The organism is Kosakonia radicincitans DSM 16656, assembly GCF_000280495.2.
Taxonomy (GTDB): Bacteria; Pseudomonadota; Gammaproteobacteria; order Enterobacterales; family Enterobacteriaceae; genus Kosakonia; species Kosakonia radicincitans.
Map to the genome: position 1 here is coordinate 4,733,849 of NZ_CP018016.1, position 25,260 is coordinate 4,759,108.

The window sequence follows — 25,260 nt, forward strand, 5'->3', positions numbered from 1 at the left end:
TAATTCCTTATTCATTTCTATTTCTGCACTACGATATTTTCCTGAGAGGGATCCACGTGCTGCATTTGCAGCTTTTCCGTCGCAATCCGTTCAACCCGGCTGTGATCGCCGAGCGCATTCTCTTCAAGAATCAGGTTGCGCCATTCGATATCCAGCGCGTCGCGCTCGAGAACAAGTTGTTCACGCTGCGCGGTTAATAAACGTGTGTGGTGAGAGGTAGTGACAACCGTCACTGCCGTCATGATGATGCAAATGAACAGACAGAGTGGCAGTTTCCCAAATCGCAAAAGATCGTCACCGATCACGCCAGGCAAGGCATGGCGCTCGTTGCTTCCTAACGATCCTTTCACTTTGCTTAGGGTTTCTGTCACTCTGCCGATCATGCGTTCGTCCTCTCTGCAATGCGCAGAACTGAACTACGGGCACGTGGGTTTTCAGCCACTTCTTCTTCGCCCGGCATCAACTTTCCTAAGGCTCGCAACTGACGGCCACCCAGTTTCCTGAGTTGCTCTTCGGTCATCGGCAGCCCGGCAGGAACCTGCGGGCCGCGGCTTTGCTCACGCATGAAGCGTTTCACAATGCGATCTTCCAGAGAATGGAAGCTGATTACCGAAAGCCGCCCTCCCGGGGCAAGCACGCCGAGCGAGTTTTTTAGCGCCAGCTCTATTTCCTCCAGTTCACTGTTTACCCAAATGCGCACCGCCTGGAAGGTACGGGTCGCGGGATGTTTGAACTTGTCTTTCACCGGTGTTGCCGCCGCAACGACTTCCGCCAGCTCTTTAGTGCGGGTCATCGGATCGAGGCGGTTACGCTCTACAATTGCGCGCGCGATACGTTTAGCAAAACGCTCCTCGCCAAAGGTTTTCAGCACCCAGGCAATGTCTGCTTCTTCAGCTGTTTGCAGCCATTCGGCAGCAGACTGGCCGCGAGTGGGATCCATCCGCATATCAAGCGGACCATCGCGCATAAAGGAGAAGCCGCGCTCAGGATCGTCAAGCTGCGGTGAAGAGACACCAAGATCGAGAAGAATACCGTCGATCTTGCCAACAAGTTCGCGCTCGCTGACATAATCAGCAAGCGCAGAGAAAGGACCATGAATGATGGAGAAGCGGGGATCATCAATGGTTTGGGCTACAGCAATTGCCTGTGGATCGCGATCGATCGCCAGCAAGCGTCCTTCCGCACCCAAACGGGAGAGGATCAGGCGCGAGTGACCACCGCGACCAAAAGTGCCATCGATGTAGATGCCATCCGGACGAATATTCAGGCCATTAACGGCCTCATCCAGCAGCACCGTCGTATGTTTAAAATTTTCCATCATCATTACAGAGACAAATCCTGCAACCGATCTGAAAGTGCTTCAGAACCCGATTGCTCAGCGTCGATATCTTCCCTGACCTGTTGATACCAGGTCGTTTCGTCCCACAGCTCAAATTTATTGAACTGCCCGACCAGCATCACTTCTTTGGTTAGCCCGGCATGCTGCCGTAAAACAGGCGCAATCAATAAACGCCCGGCGCTATCCATCTGGCACTCGCTGGCATGCCCCAGCAATAAACGTTGTACGCGTCGTTCAAGCGGATTCATGCTCGACAGGCGCGCCAGTTTTTGCTCAATAATTTCCCATTCAGGAAGGGGATAAAGCAGCAGACATGAATGGCGAATGTCGATGGTACACACCATCTGACCGGAGGCATTCTCCAGCAGCAAATCCCGATAACGGGTCGGAACGGCTAACCGCCCTTTGCTGTCGAGATTGACTAACGTCGCGCCACGGAACATGTCCGATTCACCCCCAAGTGACCATTTTCACCACTTTATCCCACAAATCCCCACCAAGGGAGTTTACGGAGCGGAGGAAAAGCTTGTCAAGCCAGCACAAAGGCTAACCAGAACAAAAGATCTCTTATTTGCAGCGAATATCTGCAAAGGTGAAATAGTGCTCAACTTACGAGGCAAATTAACGTCATGAATATTTGCAAGAAAAAAACAGAATATGCGTATCCGCGTTTAAAACCATTTGATTTCTGCGCGCGAAATATAAAGTGTCAGTTTGCGACGCGGGCGGCATTTTAAGACATATCAACCCAACTGAACAGCACCAGTTGCATCCGTTCACACTCAGCGCGACGGCAGAGCCACTAAGGAAATAGCCCTACGCCGATAATGGATGCTATAGAAGAAAGGTAACACTTTTCTGAGATGTAACAATTTAAGACAGAAATCATAATTACTGCTTTAAAAATATCCTTTTAAAACCCGATTTAAAGAAGCAATTAGAATTAACTTATCACGTCCCGTTTAAAAATTAAGGATTTATCTTAGGAGCCAACAGGGAATAATTTGATTCAAGGTAAGACAAAACAAAAAAGGCAGCTTACGCTGCCTTTGATCTGAACTTATACGCGACTTAATATCCCGCGACGATAGAGATTACGCCGGATACGGCTAAGACCCGCTTTCGGTTTACGCGGTTCGTCGAGGCTTGCCAGCACAATTTCCAGAACCCGCTCCGCAACATCGCGATGGCGCTGGGCCACCGCCAGTACCGGACATTGCAGGAAATCGAGCAGTTCGTGATCGCCAAAAGTCGCGATCGCCAGATCCGACGGCAATTTACCGTCGCGACGTAACGTAACGTCAAGCACGCCCTGCAATAATGCAAACGAGGTTATAAACATCGCCTGCGGCATTGGGTTAGTTTCCAGCCATTTATCAAATAGCTGGGCGGCTGCTTCACGCTCGTAGCTATTGGCATAGAGATACTGCACGTCACGCGGATCGTCTTTCCACGCCGTGCGGAAACCTTGCTCACGCAGGAAACTAACAGAGAGTTCTGGTAACGCCCCAAGGTAAAGCACGCGCTCCGCCGGAAACTTACGCAGCTCTGCGGCCAGCATCTCCGAATCATCCTGATCGGCACCAACAACGCTGGTGAAGTGTTCACGATCCAGCGCGCGATCCAACGCGACAATCGGGAACGAATCATTAGCCCAGCGCTGATAGAACGGATGCTCTGGCGGCAATGAGGTGGAGACAATAATAGCGTCCACCTGCCGCTGCAACAGGTGCTCGATACAGCGCATTTCATTATCGGGTTGATCTTCCGAGCAGGCGATCAGTAACTGGTAACCGCGCTGACGCGCCTGACGCTCCAGATAGTTGGCAATGCGGGTGTAGCTTGTGTTTTCAAGATCGGGGATCACCAGCCCAATCGAACGAGTGCGTCCTGCGCGCAGGCCAGCTGCCACCGCATTTGGGTGGTAGTTATGCTCACGAACAACCGCCATCACTTTCTCAACGGTTTTGTCGCTGACACGATACTGCTTCGCCTTACCATTGATGACGTAGCTTGCCGTGGTTCGTGAGACGCCGGCTAGCCGGGCGATTTCATCCAGTTTCACAATTGCCCCTTAAATTAATGTACTCCATAACCTTTTTAGGGATATAGGTTAAAATCCTTAACATCTAAGCGCAGAATACTCACTCCGGCAACCGCTTTCGTGTCTGGTTCCGGCGGATTTCGCAAAAAAAAGCCCGGCGTAGAACACCGGGCCTGTAAATATGGAAGGTTATTCTATTCAGCGCATGATTTTATCGCCGCGCGACAACCCCACCACACCGGAGCGCGCAACTTCAACAATTTTCGCCACATCACGAATGGTGGCTAAAAACGCATCCAGCTTGTCACTGGTGCCTGCGAGCTGAACCGTGTAAATCGATGGCGTAACGTCAATGATCTGTCCGCGGAAGATCTCAGCGTTGCGTTTCACCTCTTCGCGACCGTAACCGCTGGCCTGAATCTTCACCAGCATGATTTCACGCTCAACATATGCCCCCTGCCCCAGCTCGTTTACGCGTAACACATCGACCAGCTTGTGCAGTTGCTTTTCGATCTGCTCCAGCACTTTTTGATCGCCGACAGTCTGGATCGTCATCCGCGATAAGGTAGGATCGTCAGTCGGCGCAACGGTCAGGCTTTCTATGTTGTAACCGCGCTGAGAGAACAGGCCAATCACGCGCGATAACGCGCCCGATTCATTTTCCAGTAATACAGACAGTATCCGGCGCATAATCAGGTTCTCTCCGTTTTGCTTAACCACATCTCATCCATGCCGCCGCCGCGGATCTGCATCGGATAAACGTGTTCACTACCGTCAACGGTAACGTCAACAAACACCAGGCGATTGTTTTTCACCTGCTCCAGCGCTTCCGCCAGCTTCGCCTCCAGCTCATCCGGACGCGTAATACGAATTCCCACATGGCCATAAGCTTCTGCCAGGCGCGCAAAATCAGGCAACGACTCCATATAAGATTGTGAATGGCGGCCGGAATAGATCATGTCCTGCCACTGCTTCACCATCCCCAGATAGCGGTTATTGAGGTTCAATACCAGCACCGGTAGTTCATACTGCAAGGCCGTAGAGAGTTCCTGAATGTTCATCTGGATACTGCCATCGCCGGTCACGCAGATAACCGTCTCCTCGGGCAGTGCCATCTTCACACCGAGCGCAGCAGGTAAACCAAAACCCATAGTGCCCAGCCCACCGGAGTTGATCCAGCGGCGCGGTTTATCAAAACGGTAGTAGAGCGCGGCAAACATCTGATGCTGGCCAACATCGGAAGTAACGTAAGCGTCGCCATTCGTCAAACGCCAGATAGCTTCAATCACTGCCTGCGGTTTGATCTTTTCACTCTGGGTGTCATATTTCAGGCACTGACGCGCGCGCCACTGTTCAATGCGCAACCACCAGTCACGGATCTCATCCAGTGGCTGCGGCTGCTCTTCCTGCTCCAGCAGTTCGAGCATTTGTTCCAGAACCAGCCGCGCATCGCCGACAATAGGCACATCCGCCTGTACGGTCTTGGAAATGGAAGTGGGGTCGATATCGATATGCAGAACCGTCGCATCCGGACAGTACTTCGCCAGATTATTGGTAGTGCGATCGTCAAAACGCACGCCAACCGCGAAAATGACATCGGAGTGGTGCATCGTCATATTGGCTTCGTAAGTCCCGTGCATGCCCAGCATGCCCAGCGCCTGACGATGCGACGCCGGAAACGCGCCCAGCCCCATTAAGGAGGAGACCACTGGCAAATTCAGTTTTTCAGCCAACTGACGCAACTGAGTTTCGCACGCGGAGTTAATCGCACCGCCGCCCACATAGACTACCGGCCTCTTCGCCGCCACCAGCGTTTGCAAAGCGCGCTTGATTTGCCCTTTGTGGCCCTGTGTCGTCGGGTTATAAGATCGCATGCTGACCGATTCCGGCCAGAAATAGGGCAGCTTGTTGGCCGGGTTCATAATATCTTTCGGCAGATCCACCACCACCGGCCCCGGACGCCCACTGGCAGCCAGCCAGAACGCTTTCTTTAATACGCCGGGAATATCTTCGGTTTGTTTGACCAGGAAGCTGTGCTTCACCACCGGGCGGGAAATCCCCACCATGTCGCACTCCTGAAACGCGTCATAGCCAATCAGCGACGTTGCAACCTGCCCGGAAAGCACCACCAGCGGGATAGAATCCATATAAGCGGTGGCGATACCCGTGATTGCATTCGTCGCACCAGGGCCAGACGTGACCAGTACCACCCCAACCTCACCCGTTGCCCGCGCCAGCCCATCGGCCATATGCACTGCAGCCTGCTCATGACGTACCAACACATGTTCAATACCGCCAACAGTATGCAGGGCATCGTAGATATCCAGGACTGCGCCTCCGGGGTAGCCGAATACTTTCTTTACGCCTTGATCGATAAGCGATCGGACGACCATCTCGGCTCCAGACAACATCTCCATGCTTTGCCTCCAGGCTTATATTTGTCGACTGGGCGGAATTCATTTCCACGCTGTCGCTCTGTTCAGAGCAGGAAACCCTGCATTCTGATTATGAATGGCAGTTACCATAACCGCTCAAAATCTGGCAGGCAATTAGCAAACCGCAGACGTCAACGGCGTACAAAAGAGGAAAAACAATGCGAGAGCTGCAGATTTGGTGAAAACATCTGTGATAAGGAAAGACGATGACCATTCATCATCCAAATGGCATGTTGTACAGAAAATCATGCATTTTTCGCACGACACGGGAAGTCGCTGACGACCGAAATTGAAATAAAATACTCCCCATTCAGGATTAAGCAGAATAAACCGACTAAACAAGCCCGATCTATTCTGCGAGCGGATTACAGCGTACAAACCGAAGTCAGTAACTCTTCCATCCACTGGTGGCCTTTATCGCGGCCTGCCGCTTCATGCCACGAGAGATAGCAGGTACGAGTATTAAGCGCCAGCGGCAAAGGTAATACCTGCAATGGCAAGCCATGAGTAAATCGTTCAACCAACCAACGCGGCGCAATCGTCACCAAATGCGTTTGCGCGACAATGTTTAATACGCTGGTGACTGCCATTCCCTGATAGGCAATACGGCTCTTCTTTTCCGCCGTATCATACCAGGGCTGACTAAAGGAAGCATAACGGTCCAGCGAGACCACTGCATGTTGTTCATTGAATACATCAGCTTCCGTAACAAGATTCGCCATGCGCGGATGTTCTTTACTGGTCACCAGTACCATTTCGTCTTTAAATAATGGAACGCAAGAGAATTCCGGACGACGAAACTCTTCGTAGCCGATCACAAATTCAATTTCCTGGTAACGCAATTGATGCTCAGTACTGTGATTAAGATCGGCTTTAAACACCAGATTAATATTAGGCGCAGCCTTTTCAACGCTATTGTAAATAATTGACGTTAAGAGATTATCCAGCGGACTGCATACACAAAGATTAAATACACGCTCACTGCTCAGTGGATCAAATCCCGAGCCGGGCAACTCATTTTGTACCAACTGCAATGCCTGACGGATTGAGCCAAACAGCTGATATGAACGCGCAGTGGGTTGAATCCCACGGCCGTAGCGGACAAAGAGCTCGTCATTAAACATGACTTTAAGCCGCGCAACGGCATTACTCACTGCGGGCTGAGACATTCCCAGCGCGTGCGCCGCACGGGTAATGTTTTGTTCCTGCATCACCGCATCAAAAACGGTAAGCAAATTAAGATCTACTGAACGCAACTGTGGTTTGTCCACATCGACAATCTGATGATTATCAATAGTTTCCCCTGGAACATTGCAATCCGTCGTCATGATAAAACTCCCTTAACTGTGTAATAATAATATTCAGGAAGATGATTTATCATGCATATAGCATTATTAGAAGCATGGCGTGAAAAATTAGGAATATTTAAAGCTCCCTTTTTATATTTTTTTCAAGGATAATTGCGCCGATAAATAATGCGATAACCAGTGACGGATTAATATATTTTTACTTTATCAAACATTCCGCAACTCATCTGATGATAAAGATAACAGCCATCCATTCCATAACGCAAAGCGTAAAAGGGTTGTTCTGTAAATTTATCTTTAAATTAGTGATTGTCCACTAAAAAATACTTCAATAGTAATTCGCACGAAATACGCATTTCATTCTACGGTACAGAATAATTAACTGAAAAGCAGCCATACAACCCACCTGTTCTGAGGATGGTTTTCAGGAGCAGGGGTTGACTTTAACAAGCGTATCCAGTACCACTAAAAGCATATCGTTTTTCCTGGAGCTTGATTCATGATTCGCAACGTCGGTTTCGCTGGTCTACTACTACTAAACGCATCTCTTGTGCGCGGTAGACCGGTGGACGACATTCAGAGCTGAATTGTCTGCCAGTTAAGACAGAAAACCCGCGCCTTGGCGCGGGTTTTTTTATGCTCGTAGCGAGGCGACCTCAGATAACAAGGACCTAAACCATGAGCCAGCAAGTCGTTATTTTCGATACCACATTACGTGATGGTGAACAGGCGTTACAGGCAAGCCTGAGCGTGAAAGAGAAGCTGCAAATCGCCCTGGCGCTGGAACGTATGGGCGTCGATGTGATGGAAGTCGGCTTTCCGGTTTCGTCCCCGGGTGACTTTGAATCCGTACAAACCATCGCGCGCCAGGTGAAAAACAGCCGCGTTTGCGCCCTCGCCCGCTGTGTTGAAAAAGATATTGATGTCGCCGCAGAATCCCTGAAAGTCGCTGAAGCGTTCCGCATCCATACGTTTATCGCCACCTCGCCGATGCACATCGCCACCAAGCTGCGCAGTACGCTGGATGAAGTGATTGAACGCGCAGTTTACATGGTCAAACGCGCACGTAACTATACCGATGACGTAGAGTTCTCTTGCGAAGATGCAGGCCGCACGCCAATCGACGATCTGGCGCGAGTGGTCGAAGCCGCGATCAACGCCGGGGCAAAAACCATCAACATCCCGGATACCGTCGGCTACACCATGCCGTTTGAATTCGCCAATATCATCACCGGTTTGTATGACCGCGTACCGAACATCGATAAAGCCATTATCTCCGTACATACCCATGATGATTTAGGTCTGGCCGTTGGCAACGCCATCGCAGCGGTACACGCCGGTGCGCGCCAGGTTGAAGGTGCGATGAACGGTATCGGCGAACGTGCCGGTAACTGTTCGCTGGAAGAGGTGATCATGGCGATTAAGGTGCGCAAAGACATTATGAACGTGCACACCCGCATCAATCACAATGAAATCTGGCGTACAAGCCAGACCGTCAGCCAGATCTGCAATATGCCGATTCCGGCGAACAAAGCGATTGTCGGCACCGGCGCTTTCGCCCACTCCTCCGGTATTCACCAGGATGGCGTGCTGAAAAACCGCGAAAACTACGAAATCATGACTCCGGAATCCATTGGCCTGAATCAGGTGCAGTTAAACCTGACTTCCCGTTCCGGCCGTGCGGCGGTGAAACATCGGATGGAAGAGATGGGTTACCAGGAAGCCGATTACAACCTGGATAACCTGTACGAAGCGTTCCTGAAACTGGCGGATAAAAAAGGCCAGGTCTTCGATTACGACCTGGAAGCGCTGGCATTCATTAACAAACAGCAGGAAGAGCCAGAACATTTCCGTCTGGACTACTTCAGCGTGCAGTCCGGCTCCAACGACATCGCAACCGCCTCTATTAAGCTGGCCTGTGGCGATGAAATTAAAACCGAAGCCGCCAATGGTAACGGCCCGGTTGATGCCATCTACCAGGCCATTAACCGCGTCACCGAGTACGACATCGAGCTGGTGAAATATGGTCTCAGCGCCAAAGGCCACGGCAAAGATGCGCTGGGGCAGGTTGATATCGTTGCCAATTACAATGGCCGCCGCTTCCACGGTGTAGGTCTGGCGACCGATATCGTTGAGTCCTCAGCCAAAGCCATGGTGCACGTGCTGAACAATATCTGGCGCGCAGCCGAAGTCGAAAAAGAGTTGCAACGCAAAGCGCAGAACAAAGAGAACAACAAGGAAACCGTGTGATGTCGAAGAATTATCATATTGCTGTGTTACCGGGTGACGGTATTGGTCCGGAAGTCATGGCGCAAGCCCTGAAAGTACTGGAAGCCGTGCGTAGCCGTTTTGGCATGCACATTACCACCAGCCATTATGACGTGGGCGGTATCGCCATCGACCGCCATGGCAACCCGCTGCCACAGGCAACCGTTGAAGGCTGCGAGCAGGCCGATGCCATTCTGTTTGGCTCCGTTGGCGGCCCGAAATGGGAAAATCTGCCGCCGGCACAGCAACCGGAGCGCGGTGCGCTGCTGCCGCTGCGTAAGCACTTCAAATTATTCAGCAACCTGCGCCCGGCCAAACTGTACCAGGGGCTGGAAGCTTTCTGCCCGCTGCGTGAAGATATCGCCGCTAACGGCTTCGATATTCTGTGCGTACGTGAACTGACTGGCGGCATCTACTTCGGCCAGCCGAAGGGCCGTGAAGGCAGCGGCCAGCACGAGAAGGCCTTCGATACCGAGGTCTATCACCGTTTTGAAATCGAGCGTATCGCGCGTATTGCGTTTGAATCGGCGCGTAAACGCCGTAAAAAAGTGCACTCGATTGATAAAGCCAACGTTCTGCAAACTTCTCTGCTGTGGCGCGAAATCGTCAACGAAATCGCCAGCGAATATCAGGATGTTGAACTGGCGCATATGTATATCGACAACGCCACCATGCAGCTGATTAAAGATCCGTCCCAGTTTGACGTGCTGCTGTGCTCTAACCTGTTCGGCGACATCCTCTCCGATGAGTGTGCGATGATCACCGGCTCGATGGGTATGCTGCCTTCAGCAAGCCTGAACGAACAAGGTTTTGGTCTGTACGAACCGGCGGGTGGCTCCGCGCCGGATATCGCCGGTAAAAATATTGCGAACCCGATTGCGCAGATCCTGTCGCTGGCGCTGCTGCTGCGCTACAGCCTGGACGCGGGTGAAGCGGCTTCCGCGATCGAAAGCGCAATCAACCGTGCATTAGAAGAAGGCGTGCGTACCGGTGATTTAGCCCGTGGCGCTGCGGCTGTCAGTACCGATGAAATGGGCGACATCATTGCCCGTTATGTCGCCGAAGGGGTGTAATCATGGCTAAGAGTTTGTACGAAAAATTGTTTGATGCGCACGTTGTGTATGAAGCGCCAAACGAAACCCCATTGCTGTATATCGATCGCCATCTGGTGCACGAAGTGACCTCGCCGCAGGCGTTTGACGGCCTGCGCGCACACAAACGCCCGGTGCGCCAACCGGGTAAAACCTTCGCCACCATGGATCATAACGTCTCCACGCAGACCAAAGACATTAACGCTTCCGGCGAAATGGCGCGTATCCAGATGCAGGAATTGATCAAAAACTGCAACGAATTCGGCGTTGAGCTGTATGACCTGAATCACCCGTACCAGGGGATTGTCCACGTGATGGGGCCAGAACAGGGCATCACCCTGCCGGGTATGACCATTGTTTGTGGCGACTCGCACACCGCAACCCACGGCGCGTTTGGCGCGCTGGCCTTCGGTATCGGCACGTCGGAAGTTGAGCATGTGCTGGCAACGCAGACCCTGAAACAGGGCCGCGCCAAAACCATGAAGATCGAGGTGAAAGGCACTGCGGCTCCGGGGATCACCGCCAAAGATATCGTGTTAGCGATCATTGGCAAAACCGGTAGCGCAGGCGGTACTGGTCATGTGGTGGAATTCTGCGGTGATGCAATTCGTGCGCTGAGCATGGAAGGCCGCATGACGCTGTGCAACATGGCCATTGAGATGGGCGCGAAAGCCGGTCTTGTCGCACCGGACGAGACCACCTTTAACTACGTGAAAGGCCGTCTGCATGCGCCGAAAGGCAAAGATTTTGATGAGGCTGTTGCTTACTGGAAAACCCTGCACACCGACGAAGGGGCAACTTTCGACACCGTTGTAACCTTGCAGGCAGAAGATATCGCGCCGCAAGTAACCTGGGGCACCAACCCGGGCCAGGTGATTTCGGTGACGGATATCATCCCCGATCCGGCATCGTTCGCCGATCCGGTTGAGCGCGCCTCAGCAGAAAAAGCGCTGGCTTATATGGGCCTGAAACCGGGAATTCCACTGACTGAAGTGGCGATTGATAAAGTGTTTATCGGTTCCTGCACAAACTCGCGTATCGAAGATTTACGCGCCGCAGCGGAGATCGCTAAAGGCCGCAAAGTTGCGCCGGGCGTACAGGCGCTGGTAGTACCTGGCTCTGGTCCGGTGAAAGCGCAGGCGGAAGCGGAAGGTCTGGATAAGATCTTTATCGAAGCCGGTTTCGAATGGCGTTTGCCTGGCTGCTCTATGTGCCTGGCAATGAACAACGACCGCCTGAACCCCGGCGAACGTTGTGCATCCACCAGTAACCGTAACTTTGAAGGCCGTCAGGGCCGCGGCGGACGCACGCATCTGGTCAGCCCGGCAATGGCTGCCGCTGCGGCGGTAACCGGTCATTTCGCCGATATTCGTAGCCTGTAAGGAGATCACCATGGCAGAGAAATTTACCCAACACACCGGCCTGGTTGTTCCGCTGGATGCCGCCAACGTCGATACGGACGCGATTATCCCGAAACAGTTCCTGCAAAAGGTTACGCGTACCGGTTTTGGCGCCCATCTGTTTAATGACTGGCGCTTCCTTGATGATAAAGGCGAGCAGCCGAACCCGGAGTTCGTGCTGAACTTTCCGCAATACAAAGGCGCATCGATTTTGCTGGCGCGCGAAAACTTTGGCTGCGGCTCCTCACGCGAGCATGCGCCGTGGGCGCTGACCGATTACGGCTTCAAAGTGGTGATTGCGCCGAGCTTCGCCGATATCTTCTATGGCAACAGCTTTAACAACCAGTTGCTGCCGGTGACGCTGAGCGAAGAGGATGTTGATGCGCTGTTCACGCTGGTACAGAACAACCCGGGCACGACCTTTGAGGTGGATCTGGAAGCGCAGGTGGTAAAAGCGGGCGGGAAATCCTACAGCTTTAACATTGACGCCTTCCGCCGTCACTGCATGCTGAACGGTCTGGACAGCATTGGCCTGACGCTTCAGCATGAAGACGCGATTGCCGCTTACGAAAGCAAGCAACCGGCGTTTATGAGCTAACAGAAGCAGACTGCTTGCCGGATGGCGCTAACGCTTATCCGGCAGGCAAATAAAAACTCACACATCCTTCACGCGGCTGGTCAGCAGCAGCGCCGCCACGGAAATCACCGCAATCCCTACGTACACCGCCCCGTGACTAAAACTTTGCGCCAGCGCGCCCTGAATCACCCCGGCAAGAATCACCCCGGTTGAAATACTGTTGGTAAACAACGTTGTCGCCGAACCGGCACGCCCTGGCATTAAATCCTGAAACCACAGCATACCGATACCGGCGACGATGCCGATAAAGATCGCATTGAACAGTTGCAGCACCAGCAGCGCCGTCTGGCTGTGGAAGAAGATCAACCCCAGATAGAACACCACGCCCGCGGCGACGGCTGTCACCATCATCCTCCTCTTGCCCAGATGTTTGACAAAATATCCGGCCAGGATCATCGCCGGGATCTCCAGACCAGCAGCGGTGCCCATCAGGATCCCGGCGAGTTTATCCGGCAGCCCCAGCTCCTGGCTAATCCACAGTGGCATGTCGATGATGTACATGGTGTTGCAGGTCCACATCAGCGTTGAGGCGATAAACAACATACGCACGTTCTTATCGCCCCAGCCGCTCACTTCCGTGACTGCGACGGCGGGCTGCGCCACGCGCGGCACCGAGGGCAGCCAGAAGGCAATCATCACCAGGCTTATCACAAAAAGCCCGGCTGCAATGGTGAACATAGCGGTAAAGCCGTAATTGAGCGCCAGCATAAACGCCAGCGGCGGGCCAATCACCCACGCCAGCGAGAGCTGCGCACGCATCACCGAACTAAACATCACCACTTCCCGCGCAGAACTGTCGGCATATTCGCGCGCCAGCGCAAAGAGTTGCGGCATCGCGGTATTGGCGAGCGAGGCCAGCAGCACGCCGCAGGTGATAAGCGTCAGATAGTGACGGTTGAAGGCAAACAGCAGCGCGTTACCCACTGCCATCAGGCAACAAAAGAGGATCAGCTTGCGGCGATCGCCCTGGTTATCGGAACGTTTTGCCAGCCACAGGCTGACCAGGATCCCGGCTACCGCGTTGACGGTATAAAACAGCCCGATCCAGAAAGGCTGCGCCCCCACTTCGCGGCTGAGAAACAGGCTTAGCGTCGGTGCCTGCACCGCGCCGGCAACCCCCATCATAAACGCAACGATCATAAAAGCGATGTAAACACCGTTGAGACGGCGTCCCATCGTCATTAACCAGAGCATGAACGTTTCCTTTTCAAAAGCGGCAAAAGCCGCTGAAATCATAAACGAAAAAAGCCAGCAAAAAATATTTTGCTGGCGGGTGCATTCGCACTTAATACTCAGTCACACATGATGGCCGCGATTCAGTCCTTCGAGATCGGCGTTGTCACTTCCCACTGCATCAGTTCTTCCAGCATTTTCAGGCGCTGCCCTGCACTCTGACGGGCGAGCCAGCACACATCCTGCGTGGCGCGAAAATAAGCCAGATAAAACCGTCGTATGGATGATCTCTGCATACCACCTCCTCGCTTTCATCGAAGAGAAGTATTGGCTTAATATAGGGAGAAATAAATTGCTGAGTTTTTATCAGGAGTTCCCCTTTTATGTCTTCTGGCCGCCTGCAACAGCAGTTCATCCGTTTGTGGCAATGCTGCGACGGAAAATCTCAAGAAACCACGCTCAATGAGCTGGCCGAGCTGCTCAGTTGCTCGCGCCGTCATATGCGCACGCTGCTAAATACCATGCAGGAGCGCGGCTGGCTGACATGGGACGCAGAAGCGGGGCGCGGCAAGCGTTCGCGTCTGACGTTCCTCTATACCGGGCTGGCGCTCCAGCAGCAGCGGGCGGAGGATCTGCTGGAGCAGGATCGTATCGATCAGTTGGTTCAACTGGTGGGCGATAAAGAAGCCGTCCGCCAGATGCTGGTCTCCCATCTTGGACGTACCTTTCGCCAGGGGCGACATATCCTGCGCGTGCTCTATTATCGCCCGCTGCGCAACCTGCTGCCGGGCACGCCATTACGACGCTCTGAAACCCATATGGCGCGGCAAATCTTTAGCGCGTTGACGCGCATAAATGAGGAAAATGGGGAACTGGAAGCGGATATCGCTCATCACTGGAAAGCGATTTCCCCTTTACACTGGCGCTTTTATTTACGCCCCGGCATCCACTTTCATAATGGCCGCGAGCTGGAAATGAGCGATGTGATTGCTTCCCTGCAACGGGCGACCGCCCTGCCGCTCTATTCGCATATCCGCGAGGTTGTCTCTCCAACCCCCTGGACGCTGGATATTCATCTCTGGCAGCCGGATAACTGGCTCCCCTGGCTGATGGGGCATGTGCCCTCCATGATCTTGCCGCAGGAGTGGAACACCCAGCACCATTTCGCCAGCCAGCCGGTTGGCACCGGCCCGTATGCCGTGGTGCGCAATACCAATAACCAATTGAAGATTCACGCTTTTGATGACTATTTCGGCTTCCGCGCCCTGATTGATGAAGTGAATGTCTGGGTGCTGCCGGATCTCAGCGACGACCCGACCTGCGGGCTGACGCTGGAAGGGCCAACCGGCGATGAAAAAGCGGTCGAAAGCCGACTGGAAGAGGGCTGCTACTATCTGCTGTTTGACGCGCGTTCCAGCCGCGGCGCCAGCCCGGCGGTCAGAGAGTGGGTAAGCCAGATCCTCTCCCCCGCCAGCCTGTTATGGCATGCCGACGAGCGCTATCAACGTTACTGGTTCCCGGCCTACGGCCTGTTGCCGCGCTGGCATCATGCCCGTACAGGCGTCGGCGAGAAGCCTGCCGGGCTGGAATCCCTGACGCTCACCTTTTACCGTGAACACAACGAGCACGAGGCGCTCTCCCGTATCATGAGCGACTTACTGGCAGAACAGGGGGTAAAACTTCACGTACAAAGGGTGGAGTACGCCGAGTGGCATCGGGGTGAAGCAACCAGCGATCTGTGGCTTAACAGCGCCAACTTTACCCTGCCGCTCAACTTCTCGGTCTTTGCCAACCTGTATGAAGTGCCGTTGTTGCAGCACTGTATTCCGATCGACTGGCAGGCCGCGGCTACCGAGTGGCGCGCCGGAAAGATGAACCTCGCCGCCTGGTCTCAGCAGTTATTGGCCAGTAAAGCAATGGTGCCGTTAATCCACCACTGGCTAAGGATCCAGGGGCAACGCAGTATGCGCGGGCTGCGCATGAACACGCTGGGCTGGTTTGACTTTAAATCGGCCTGGTATGCGCCGCCCGATCCATAACGCTTTCGCATTTTTTACCAAATCATTACAATAGCGGCGTTCTCAACGGGGTGCTGCGCCAATGGCGTGTGCTGAGAAAATACCCGTCGAACCTGATCCGGATAACGCCGGCGAAGGGATTTGAGGCTGCCTCTCAAAATCCTTTGCCACCCATTTTTTGAGGTGCAAAGTGTTAAAAAAATCATTGCCATTACTGCTGTTGATTGCCGCTCCCGTTTTTGCCAAACCCGTACTCACCGTCTACACCTATGACTCCTTCTCCGCAGACTGGGGCCCCGGCCCGGCAGTGAAGAAAGCCTTTGAAAGCGACTGCAACTGCGAACTGAAATTTGTGGCGCTGGAAGATGGCGTCTCGCTGCTCAATCGTCTGCGTATGGAAGGCAAAAACAGCAAAGCGGATGTGGTGCTTGGGCTGGATAACAATCTGCTGGAAGCGGCAACGCAAACCAAACTGTTCGCCAAAAGCGGCGTGGTGACGGATGCCGTCAACGTGCCTGGCGGCTGGAAAAACGACACCTTTGTGCCGTTCGACTACGGCTGGTTCGCCTTCGTTTACGATAAAAACAAACTGAAAAATCCGCCGAAAAGCCTGAAAGAACTGGTGGAAAGCGATCAGAAATGGCGCGTGATCTACGAAGATCCCCGTACCAGTACGCCGGGCCTTGGTCTGCTGCTGTGGATGCAAAAAGTGTACGGCGACAAAGCCCCGGACGCCTGGCAGAAGCTGGCAGCCAAAACGGTGACTGTCACCAAAGGCTGGAGCGAAGCCTACGGCTTGTTCCTGAAAGGGGAAAGCGATCTGGTGCTGAGTTACACCACCTCGCCCGCCTACCATCTGATTGAAGAGAAAAAAGACAACTACGCAGCGGCGAATTTCAGCGAAGGGCACTACTTGCAGGTCGAAGTTGCCGCCCGCACTGCCGCCAGCAAGCAGCCGGAGCTGGCGGAAAAATTTTTGAAATTTATGGTGTCTCCGGCCTTCCAGAACACCATCGCCACCGGCAACTGGATGTACCCGGTCAGCAACGTACCGCTACCGGCAGGGTTTGATATGCTGCAAAAACCGCAAACCTCGCTTGAATTCACGCCGCAAGAAGTCGCGACTCAACGCGCATCATGGATTAATGCATGGCAACGCGCCGTCAGCCGCTGATTGCCGGCTGGCTGCTCCCTGGCCTCACCGCCGCCACGCTGATGGTGGCGGTGGCGCTGGCCGCTTTTCTGGCGCTGTGGCAAAACGCACCGCTGACCGATCTGTCGGCCTTCTGGCACGACAGCTATCTGTGGCATGTGGTGCGTTTCTCCTTCTGGCAGGCCTTTCTCTCTGCCCTGCTCTCCGTTTTTCCGGCGATTTTCCTCGCTCGCGCCCTGTACCGACGGCGTTTCCCAGGCCGCCTTGCGCTGCTGCGTCTGTGCGCCATGACGCTGATTCTGCCAGTGCTGGTGGCAGTATTCGGCATTCTCAGCGTGTATGGCCGCCAGGGCTGGCTGGCCTCGCTGTGGCATATTTTCGGGCTGGAGTGGCATTTCTCGCCCTATGGCCTGCAAGGCATCTTGCTGGCGCATGTGTTCTTCAACCTGCCGATGGCAGCGCGTTTGCTGCTACAAGCACTGGAGCAGATCCCCGGCGAGCAGCGCCAGCTTGCCGCGCAATTAGGCATGCGCGGCTGGGCGTTTTTCCGCTTTGTTGAATGGCCGTGGCTGCGCCGCCAGATTCCACCAACCGCAGCGCTGATCTTTATGCTCTGTTTCGCCAGCTTCGCCACGGTGCTGTCGCTGGGCGGCGGACCGCAGGCCACCACCATTGAGCTGGCGATCTATCAGGCGCTGAGTTTTGATTTTGATCCGGCCCGCGCCGCACTGCTGGCGCTGATGCAGATGATTTGCTGCCTTGGCCTGGTGCTGTTAAGCCAGCGCATGAGTAAAGCCATTGCTGTCGGCAACCACCAGATCCAGGGCTGGCGCAATCCGGAAGATCGCTTATTCAGCCGAATAACAGATATCGCCCTGATTGTACTGGCGCTGCTGTTACTGCTGCCGCCGTTGCTGGCGGTGATTGTTGATGGTCTCAATATGAGTCTGCTGAAAGTGCTGGGCGAACCGGTTCTCTGGCAGGCAACAGCCACATCGCTGCGCATCGCGCTGGCCGCCGGGTTGCTGTGTGTCGTGTTGACGATGATGATGCTGTGGAGCAGCCGCGAGCTGCGCGCCCGCCAGCAGACAATGGCTGGCCAGGCGCTGGAGTTGAGCGGTATGTTGATCCTTGCGATGCCGGGGATTGTGCTGGCAACCGGCTTCTTCCTGCTGCTCAATAACAGTATCGGGTTGCCCGCTTCCGCCGACGGCATCGTGATTTTCACCAATGCGCTGATGGCCATCCCTTACGCATTAAAAGTGCTGGAAAACCCGATGCGCGACATTACCGCCCGCTACAGTATGCTGTGCCAGTCGCTCGGAATGCAGGGTTTCCGCCGTCTTCGGGTGGTGGAGCTGCGCGCGCTGCAACGCCCGCTGGCGCAGGCGCTGGCATTCGCCTGCGTATTGTCGATTGGCGATTTCGGTGTGGTGGCGCTGTTTGGTAATGACGACTTCCGCACGCTACCGTTTTATCTTTATCAGCAAATTGGTTCCTATCGCAGCCAGGACGGTGCGGTAACGGCACTGATCCTGCTGCTGCTCTGCTTTATCTTATTCACTGTGATTGAAAAACTTCCGGGCCGCCATGCTAAGACTGATTGATGTCACCTGGCTTTATCAGCATCTGCCGATGCGTTTCACCCTGACGGTGAAAGCGGGCGAGCAGATAGCCATTCTCGGGCCGAGCGGCGCGGGGAAAAGCACCTTGCTGAATCTGATTGCCGGTTTTCTTACCCCGGCGAGCGGCACAATAACCATTGCAGGCAACGATCATACCCATACGCCGCCGTCGCAGCGCCCGGTATCCATGTTGTTTCAGGAGAACAATCTGTTCACGCATCTCACGGTGCGGCAGAACATTGGGCTGGGGCTTAATCCGGGACTGAAGTTAAACAGCGAACAGCAGCAAACGCTGCGCCAGATCGCCGAAACCATGGGGCTGGAAGAATTACTGGATCGCCTGCCGGAACAGTTGTCCGGCGGCCAGCGCCAGCGTGTCGCCCTCGCCCGCTGCCTGGTGCGTGAGCAGCCGGTGCTACTGCTGGATGAGCCATTCTCCGCGCTCGATCCGGCGCTGCGCCAGGAGATGTTATTGCTGGTGCAGGAGGTGTGCCGCCGCCAGCAACTGACATTGTTGATGGTTTCGCACAGCGTTGAAGATGCAGCTCGCATCGCTGAACGCTCGCTGGTGGTTGCCGATGGGCGCATTGCCTGGGACGGGAAAACGGATGACCTGCTGAGCGGCAAATCATCGGCCTCTGGGCTACTGGGTATTCGCGGTCAGTGACCGCGGATCACTTTCCCCAGAATCGAGAGATACACTGGCATCAACGGGTGATTAATCAACGTCACCGCAGCCGCGACGCCCGCCACCAGCATTCCCGGTGCCAGCAACAGCAAACGCTGCCGCGGCAGGTAACGGGTTAACTTATCCACGCCCGCCTTGCCGGAACGCCACAGACGCCAGCACAGCCAGCACGCCAGCCACAACAGCACGGCGGTCAGCAGCAGCAACCATTTGAAGTTGCCGCTTTGCATATCGGCAGGAATATCAATCGCCGCACCAGCCAGAATACCAGGCAGGAAATAGAACGGCGGCCAGAACAGGCAGCCAATAATATTCGGCGGCAGGAATTTACGTACCGGCAGATCGAGCATACCTGCGACCATCGGCACCAGCGGACGGGTTGGCCCGACAAAACGCCCAACCAGAATGGTAAACATGCTGTGTTGATGCAGCGCGTGCTCGGTCTTATCCAGCAGCGCTTTGTTCTTTCTCATAAAGGACCAGCGGTGCAGCGGCGCTTTGAAGCGCCAGCCCAACCAGAACGAGATCCAGTCGCCCAGCAGGCAGCCAATAATACCCGCCAGCCACGCCTGCCAGAAATTAACTTCGCCGCTGCCAATCAGCGCGCCCAGTCCGGCCATCATCACCGTACCGGGCAGAATCAACCCGACCAGCGCCAGCGACTCAAAAAATGCCACCAGCGCAATGGCCGTCAGCGAGTATATTGCCGATTGCGTAATAAAATGATCCAGCAGTGCTTCCATAACCCGTCCTGTTCAGCATGAAGGCTGGATTCTCCGGAGCGACTCCGTGAACGTCAACCTTTCAATTATCTGAAAGTTTTACAGGTTATGTCGTATTGCCGAACCCTTTATTGCCAAACTTTACGTTTTATTCGCACCCCGCGCGGAATTCGCTGGGGCTGGCGCCAGTGCATTTCTTAAATACCCGGGAAAAATAAAGCTGATCGTCAAAGCCAACATTGCGCCCAACGCTGGCTATCGGCATTCGCGTGGTGCTAAGCAGCAATTTTGCCTGGCTGATGCGCTGATCCTCGCGCCAGCTCAGGACACTCACGCCCAGTTGCTGACGAAAAAGGTGCGACAGCCGCGACGGTGAAAGACAGACATGTTGCGCTACGCTGGCGATATCAAAATGGTTGTCTGCCAGGTGATCGCTGATGTACTGGCAAGCGTCGCGCACGCGGTTATCCAGCGGTGGATGCAACGATTCGTTGATCGCCTCCATGCGCCGCAGCAATAGCTGCTCCAGCAGGTTGATTGCCAGCAGTTCAGCGTAACGCCCGCCACTTTGCCCGGCATCGATAATTTGCGCGAAAAGATCGCGAAAACATTGCATATTGCCGTCATCAGGACGGTAAAATCCTGTCTGGGAAAACAACGTCGGCCAGTTAAGCCACTCGTGCCAGTAGGCGCGCGGTCGGAAGTAAACCCACTGGTGATACCACTCCGACGCATCGGGATGACGACCGTAGTGGTGAATTTCCCCCGGTGGAAACAGCAAAATATCGCCAGGACGGCAGATAAACTGCTTACCGCCGTTTTTGACCACCCCTTCTCCCTTCACCGTCAGGTTGAGGATATAGCCCTTCATCCCCAGCGGACGATCGATGAAAAAGTCGAGATAGCCTTCCGAATCAATCGGCGTTAAACCCGCAACCAGATGCGCGTTAAACGAGTACCCAGGCAGCAGTGGATCGTTTTGTGATTCAGCCATAAACGCAATACTCCCATACCCGGTAAGGAAACCAATTGTCCATATTGATAAAACCCTCATCCTGCGGCAGCCCGCCGCCCTGAGGCACAGCACACTGTTACGGATTAATCCCGCCAGACGAAAGCAATTACGCCTTTTTTTCGCCCTGAAATGGGCTGAAAAGGGATAACGAAAGTGTCTATAAAGGTGGCAGAAATGTCCACATCGAATTTTTGCACGGCGTCACACTTTGCATTGCCATAGCATTTTTATCCATAAGATTAGCGAATCCTGCCTGACGGTTTTAAGCGCCGCTCACTATGGTTTTCCTAACGGTTATTTTTCATGGAGCAACATACATGGCAATCACAATTGGCCTCGATTTCGGCAGCGATTCAGTACGTGCGCTGGCGGTAGACTGCACATCCGGGGCGGAGATCGCCACCAGCGTTGAGTGGTATCCGCGCTGGCAGGAGGGGCGTTATTGCGATGCGCCAAACAATCAGTTTCGCCACCACCCGCGCGACTACATCGAGTCGATGGAAGCCGCACTAAAAAGCGTGCTGGCTGAACTCAGCGTCGAACAGCGCGCATCGATTAAAGGCATCGGTGTGGACAGTACCGGCTCGACGCCAGCGCCGATAGACGCGGAAGGACGCGTGCTGGCGTTACGCCCGGAGTTCGCCGACAACCCGAACGCCATGTTTGTGTTGTGGAAAGATCACACCGCCGTCGAAGAGGCAGAAGCCATCACCCTGTTGTGCCATAGCGCCGGTAAAACTGACTACTCGCGCTACATTGGCGGCATTTATTCCAGCGAATGGTTCTGGGCCAAAATCCTGCATGTCACCCGCGCCGACAGCGCCGTTGCTCAGGCGGCCGTTTCCTGGATTGAGCTGTGCGACTGGGTGCCAGCCCTGCTCTCCGGCACGACGCGTCCGGAAGCGATTCGTCGCGGACGTTGCAGCGCCGGGCACAAATCGTTGTGGCATGAAAGCTGGGGCGGCCTGCCTCCGGCGGCGTTCTTTGACGAGCTGGATCCGATTATCAATAAACACCTGCGTTGGCCACTGTTTACCGACACGTACACCGCAGACCTGCCGGTTGGCACGCTAACCGCGGAATGGGCTCAGCGTCTGGGGCTTTCCGAATCGGTGGTAATTTCCGGCGGCGCATTCGACTGCCATATGGGTGCCGTCGGCGCGGGCGCACAGCCCAACACGCTGGTGAAAGTGATTGGCACCTCGACCTGCGACATCCTGATTGCCGATAAGCAGAGCGTTGGCACTCGCGCGGTGAAAGGGATTTGCGGTCAGGTGGATGGCAGCGTCGTGCCCGATTTTATCGGCCTTGAAGCCGGGCAATCCGCCTTTGGCGATATCTATGCCTGGTTTGGTCGCGTCCTCGGCTGGCCGCTGGAACAACTGGCGCAGCAGCATCCGGAACTGAAAGCACAAATCAAAGCGCAGCAGAAACAGTTGCTGCCAGCCCTGACTGATGCCTGGGTTAAAAACCCGTCACTCGAACATCTGCCGGTCGTGCTCGACTGGTTTAACGGCCGTCGCACACCCAACGCCAACCAGCGTCTGAAAGGGGTGATCACCGATCTCAATCTGGCGACCGATGCGCCCGCGCTGTTCGGCGGCCTGATCGCCGCCACCGCCTTTGGCGCGCGCGCCATTATGGAGTGCTTCACCGAACAAGGTATCGCCGTGGATAACGTGATGGCGCTCGGCGGTATTGCCCGTAAAAACCTCGGCGTGATGCAGGCCTGCTGCGACGTACTTAACCGCCCATTACAGGTCGTGGCCTCTGAACAGTGCTGCGCGCTGGGTGCCGCGATTTTCGCCGCCGTAGCGGCAGAGGTTCATGCGGATATCCCGGCAGCACAGCGCTCGATGGCCAGCGCCATCGAGAAAACCCTACAGCCTTCGGCGCAGGCACCACAGTTTGAACGGCTCTACCGCCGCTACCAACAGTGGGCAAAAAGCGCCGAACAGCACTATCTCCCTTCCGCCGCGACAACCTCGCAGGCCGCGTTAACTCATTAAGGACAAGATCATGACTATTTTCGACAATTATGAAGTATGGTTCGTTATTGGCAGCCAGCACCTGTACGGCCCGGAAGCCCTGAAGCAGGTGACAAAGCATGCCGATCAGGTGGTCAACGCCCTTAATGCAGAAGCGAAACTGCCCTGTAAGCTGGTGCTGAAGCCGCTGGGAACCTCGCCAGATGAGATCACCGCAATCTGCCGCGACGCCAACTACGATGACAAGTGCGCCGGGATGGTGGTGTGGCTGCACACCTTCTCTCCAGCCAAAATGTGGATTAACGGCCTGACCATCCTCAATAAACCGCTGCTGCAATTCCACACTCAATTCAACGCGTCCCTGCCGTGGGACAGCATCGATATGGACTTTATGAACCTGAACCAGACCGCGCACGGCGGCCGCGAGTTCGGTTTTATCGGCGCGCGCATGCGCCTGCAGCACAGCGTGGTCACCGGCCACTGGCAGGATCGCCATGCCCATGCGCGCATTGGCGCGTGGATGCGTCAGGCGGTTTCCAAACAGGATACCCGCCATCTGAAAGTGGTGCGCTTTGGCGACAACATGCGCGAAGTGGCGGTGACGGACGGCGATAAAGTCGCTGCACAGATCAAATTTGGCTTCTCGGTGAATACCTGGGGCGTCGGCGATCTGGTGCAGGTGGTGAACGCGGTTAGCGATGGTGATGTCAATGCGCTGGTGGATGAGTATGAAAGCAGCTACCGCCTGACACCTGCGGCGCAGGTTCACGGCGACAAACGCCAGAACGTGCTGGATGCCGCGCGCATCGAACTGGGGATGAAACGCTTCCTTGAAGAGGGTGGTTTCCATGCTTTTACCACCACCTTCGAAGATCTTCACGGTCTGAAACAACTGCCGGGTCTGGCGGTGCAGCGTCTGATGCAGCAGGGCTACGGCTTTGCCGGTGAAGGCGACTGGAAGACCGCCGCGCTGCTGCGCATCATGAAAGTGATGTCCGGCGGTTTAAGCGGCGGCACCTCCTTTATGGAGGATTACACCTACCACTTTGAGAAAGGCAACGACCTGGTGCTGGGTTCTCATATGCTGGAAGTGTGCCCGTCTATCGCCCTTGATGAGAAACCGACGCTGGATGTGCAGTACCTGGGTATCGGCGGTAAAGCCGATCCGGCACGTCTGATCTTCTCGACCAAAACAGGACCGGCGATCAATGCCAGCCTGATCGATCTGGGCGATCGCTTCCGCCTGCTGGTGAACTGCGTCGATGCGGTCAAAACCCCGCACGATCTGCCAAAACTGCCGGTGGCGAACGCGCTGTGGAAAGCGCAGCCGGATCTGCCAACCGCTTCCGAAGCCTGGATCCTGGCGGGCGGCGCGCACCACACCGTCTTTAGCCACGCCCTGACGCTGGACGATATGCGCCAGTTCAGCGAGCTGCATGACATCGAGCTGACGGTTATCGACAACGATACCCGCCTGCCGGCGTTTAAAGATGCGCTGCGCTGGAACGAAGTCTATTACGGTTCAAAACGCTAACGCCAGATGCCCGCGCCCGGTGGCACTTCGTTTACCGGGCCTGCGGGTATCCCTGGTCGGGTAAACGCTAGTGCCATCCGGCAATAGCAGGAGAAAGAAATGCTCGAAGATCTTAAACGTCAGGTGCTGGAAGCTAACCTCGCGCTGCCGAAACACAATCTGGTGACGCTGACCTGGGGTAATGTCAGCGCAGTTGATCGCGCGCGCGGCGTGCTGGTGATCAAACCTTCTGGCGTCGATTACAGTGTGATGACCGCCGACGATATGGTGGTCGTCAATATCACGACCGGTGAAGTGGTGGAAGGCAACAAAAAACCCTCCTCGGACACTCCAACGCACCGCTTGTTGTACCAGGCTTTTCCTGGCATTGGCGGCATCGTGCATACCCATTCCCGCCATGCCACCATCTGGGCACAGGCTGGTCAGCCAATCCCGGCAACCGGTACCACGCATGCGGACTATTTTTACGGCGAGATCCCCTGCACACGTAAGATGACCGATGAGGAAATCAACGGAGAATACGAGTGGGAAACCGGTAATGTGATTGTCGAAACCTTTGAAAAACAGGGTATTGATCCCGCCCAAATGCCCGGCGTGCTGGTGCATTCTCACGGGCCTTTCGCCTGGGGGAAAACCGCCGATGACGCAGTGCATAACGCGATTGTGCTGGAAGAAGTGGCTTATATGGGCATCTTCTGTCGCCAGCTCGACCCGCGTCTGCCCGCCATGCAGCAAACGCTGCTGGATAAACACTACCTGCGCAAACACGGTGCCAAAGCTTACTACGGCCAATAACTGTATAAAACCACAGCATAACTGTATA

General features: G+C 54.8%; 23 protein-coding genes and 1 riboswitch. Of the genes, 12 read left to right on the plus strand and 11 right to left on the minus strand.

Annotation, left to right across the window (positions count from 1 at the left end):
• Nucleotides 1-17: 17 nt before the first annotated feature.
• The 7 genes from ftsL to leuO form a co-directional block, all read right to left on the minus strand.
• Nucleotides 18-383 (minus strand): cell division protein FtsL, encoded by a 366-nt coding sequence (ftsL, locus tag Y71_RS22730; protein WP_007373141.1) that lies wholly within the window; start codon nucleotides 381-383, stop codon nucleotides 18-20.
• Nucleotides 380-1,321, minus strand: a complete 942-nt coding sequence (gene rsmH, locus Y71_RS22735; protein ID WP_007373140.1) for a 16S rRNA (cytosine(1402)-N(4))-methyltransferase RsmH — start codon at nucleotides 1,319-1,321, stop codon at nucleotides 380-382. The genes ftsL and rsmH overlap by 4 nt, the downstream gene beginning before the upstream one ends.
• Nucleotides 1,322-1,323: 2 nt before the next feature.
• Nucleotides 1,324-1,782, minus strand: coding sequence for a division/cell wall cluster transcriptional repressor MraZ (gene mraZ / locus Y71_RS22740; RefSeq protein ID WP_007373139.1), 459 nt, complete (start codon nucleotides 1,780-1,782; stop codon nucleotides 1,324-1,326).
• Between the two features lie 617 nt (nucleotides 1,783-2,399).
• Complete coding sequence (gene cra / locus Y71_RS22745) at nucleotides 2,400-3,404, minus strand: catabolite repressor/activator (RefSeq protein ID WP_007373138.1); 1,005 nt, start codon at nucleotides 3,402-3,404, stop codon at nucleotides 2,400-2,402.
• A 177-nt stretch (nucleotides 3,405-3,581) separates the two neighbouring features.
• On the minus strand, nucleotides 3,582-4,073 hold the full coding sequence (ilvN, locus tag Y71_RS22750) for an acetolactate synthase small subunit (RefSeq protein ID WP_007373137.1): 492 nt from the start codon (nucleotides 4,071-4,073) through the stop codon (nucleotides 3,582-3,584).
• Nucleotides 4,074-4,075: 2 nt separating this feature from the next.
• Complete coding sequence (gene ilvI, locus Y71_RS22755; RefSeq protein WP_007373136.1) at nucleotides 4,076-5,800, minus strand: acetolactate synthase 3 large subunit; 1,725 nt, start codon at nucleotides 5,798-5,800, stop codon at nucleotides 4,076-4,078.
• A 383-nt stretch (nucleotides 5,801-6,183) separates the two neighbouring features.
• Nucleotides 6,184-7,146, minus strand: coding sequence for a transcriptional regulator LeuO (leuO, locus tag Y71_RS22760; protein WP_007373135.1), 963 nt, complete (start codon nucleotides 7,144-7,146; stop codon nucleotides 6,184-6,186).
• A 478-nt stretch (nucleotides 7,147-7,624) separates the two neighbouring features.
• Here leuO and leuL point away from each other — a divergent pair, with 478 nt between their 5' ends.
• From leuL to leuD, 5 genes are all read left to right on the plus strand, one after another.
• Nucleotides 7,625-7,711: a leu operon leader peptide gene (gene leuL, locus Y71_RS31040; protein WP_107146878.1), complete on the plus strand. Its 87-nt coding sequence runs from the start codon at nucleotides 7,625-7,627 to the stop codon at nucleotides 7,709-7,711.
• A gap of 92 nt (nucleotides 7,712-7,803) precedes the next feature.
• On the plus strand, nucleotides 7,804-9,375 hold the full coding sequence (leuA, locus tag Y71_RS22765) for a 2-isopropylmalate synthase (protein WP_007373134.1): 1,572 nt from the start codon (nucleotides 7,804-7,806) through the stop codon (nucleotides 9,373-9,375).
• A complete protein-coding gene (gene leuB, locus Y71_RS22770) occupies nucleotides 9,375-10,466 on the plus strand; it encodes a 3-isopropylmalate dehydrogenase (RefSeq protein WP_007373133.1) in 1,092 nt (363 codons plus the stop codon). Before leuA ends, leuB begins: the two co-directional genes overlap by 1 nt.
• A 2-nt stretch (nucleotides 10,467-10,468) precedes the next feature.
• Entirely contained in the window at nucleotides 10,469-11,866 is a 1,398-nt protein-coding gene (leuC, locus tag Y71_RS22775) for a 3-isopropylmalate dehydratase large subunit (protein ID WP_007373132.1), read from the plus strand.
• Between the two features lie 10 nt (nucleotides 11,867-11,876).
• Entirely contained in the window at nucleotides 11,877-12,482 is a 606-nt protein-coding gene (gene leuD, locus Y71_RS22780; protein ID WP_007373131.1) for a 3-isopropylmalate dehydratase small subunit, read from the plus strand.
• A 57-nt stretch (nucleotides 12,483-12,539) separates the two neighbouring features.
• Here the strand turns inward: leuD and Y71_RS22785 are convergent, their stop codons facing one another.
• Nucleotides 12,540-13,715: a sugar efflux transporter gene (locus tag Y71_RS22785; RefSeq protein WP_007373130.1), complete on the minus strand. Its 1,176-nt coding sequence runs from the start codon at nucleotides 13,713-13,715 to the stop codon at nucleotides 12,540-12,542.
• Nucleotides 13,716-13,837: 122 nt separating this feature from the next.
• Nucleotides 13,838-13,990 (minus strand): glucose uptake inhibitor SgrT, encoded by a 153-nt coding sequence (sgrT, locus tag Y71_RS22790; RefSeq protein ID WP_007373128.1) that lies wholly within the window; start codon nucleotides 13,988-13,990, stop codon nucleotides 13,838-13,840.
• 87 nt (nucleotides 13,991-14,077) lie between these two features.
• Between sgrT and sgrR the strand changes: the two genes are divergently transcribed.
• The 4 genes from sgrR to thiQ all read left to right on the plus strand — a co-directional run bounded on the left by sgrR (nucleotide 14,078) and on the right by thiQ (nucleotide 19,157).
• Complete coding sequence (sgrR, locus tag Y71_RS22795; RefSeq protein WP_007373127.1) at nucleotides 14,078-15,733, plus strand: HTH-type transcriptional regulator SgrR; 1,656 nt, start codon at nucleotides 14,078-14,080, stop codon at nucleotides 15,731-15,733.
• Between the two features lie 36 nt (nucleotides 15,734-15,769).
• A riboswitch (TPP riboswitch) is annotated at nucleotides 15,770-15,870 on the plus strand.
• 32 nt (nucleotides 15,871-15,902) lie between these two features.
• Nucleotides 15,903-16,886, plus strand: a complete 984-nt coding sequence (gene thiB, locus Y71_RS22800; protein ID WP_035886531.1) for a thiamine ABC transporter substrate binding subunit — start codon at nucleotides 15,903-15,905, stop codon at nucleotides 16,884-16,886.
• Entirely contained in the window at nucleotides 16,862-18,472 is a 1,611-nt protein-coding gene (thiP, locus tag Y71_RS22805; RefSeq protein WP_007373125.1) for a thiamine/thiamine pyrophosphate ABC transporter permease ThiP, read from the plus strand. The genes thiB and thiP overlap by 25 nt, the downstream gene beginning before the upstream one ends.
• Complete coding sequence (thiQ, locus tag Y71_RS22810; protein WP_007373124.1) at nucleotides 18,456-19,157, plus strand: thiamine ABC transporter ATP-binding protein ThiQ; 702 nt, start codon at nucleotides 18,456-18,458, stop codon at nucleotides 19,155-19,157. The genes thiP and thiQ overlap by 17 nt, the downstream gene beginning before the upstream one ends.
• Here the strand turns inward: thiQ and Y71_RS22815 are convergent.
• Both Y71_RS22815 and araC read right to left on the minus strand, forming a co-directional pair.
• Complete coding sequence (locus Y71_RS22815) at nucleotides 19,151-19,921, minus strand: DedA family protein (protein ID WP_007373123.1); 771 nt, start codon at nucleotides 19,919-19,921, stop codon at nucleotides 19,151-19,153. The genes thiQ and Y71_RS22815 overlap by 7 nt on opposite strands.
• Before the next feature lie 127 nt (nucleotides 19,922-20,048).
• Nucleotides 20,049-20,894: an arabinose operon transcriptional regulator AraC gene (araC, locus tag Y71_RS22820; protein WP_007373122.1), complete on the minus strand. Its 846-nt coding sequence runs from the start codon at nucleotides 20,892-20,894 to the stop codon at nucleotides 20,049-20,051.
• A 338-nt stretch (nucleotides 20,895-21,232) separates the two neighbouring features.
• On the opposite strand from araC, the gene araB reads away from it, so the two are divergent.
• The 3 genes from araB to araD all read left to right on the plus strand — a co-directional run bounded on the left by araB (nucleotide 21,233) and on the right by araD (nucleotide 25,232).
• Entirely contained in the window at nucleotides 21,233-22,924 is a 1,692-nt protein-coding gene (gene araB / locus Y71_RS22825) for a ribulokinase (RefSeq protein ID WP_007373120.1), read from the plus strand.
• Nucleotides 22,925-22,934: 10 nt separating this feature from the next.
• The gene (araA, locus tag Y71_RS22830) at nucleotides 22,935-24,437 is read left to right on the plus strand and encodes an L-arabinose isomerase (protein WP_007373119.1); all 1,503 of its coding nucleotides are present in this window, start codon (nucleotides 22,935-22,937) and stop codon (nucleotides 24,435-24,437) included.
• 99 nt (nucleotides 24,438-24,536) lie between these two features.
• Nucleotides 24,537-25,232: an L-ribulose-5-phosphate 4-epimerase gene (gene araD / locus Y71_RS22835; RefSeq protein ID WP_007373118.1), complete on the plus strand. Its 696-nt coding sequence runs from the start codon at nucleotides 24,537-24,539 to the stop codon at nucleotides 25,230-25,232.
• Nucleotides 25,233-25,260: the final 28 nt, after the last annotated feature.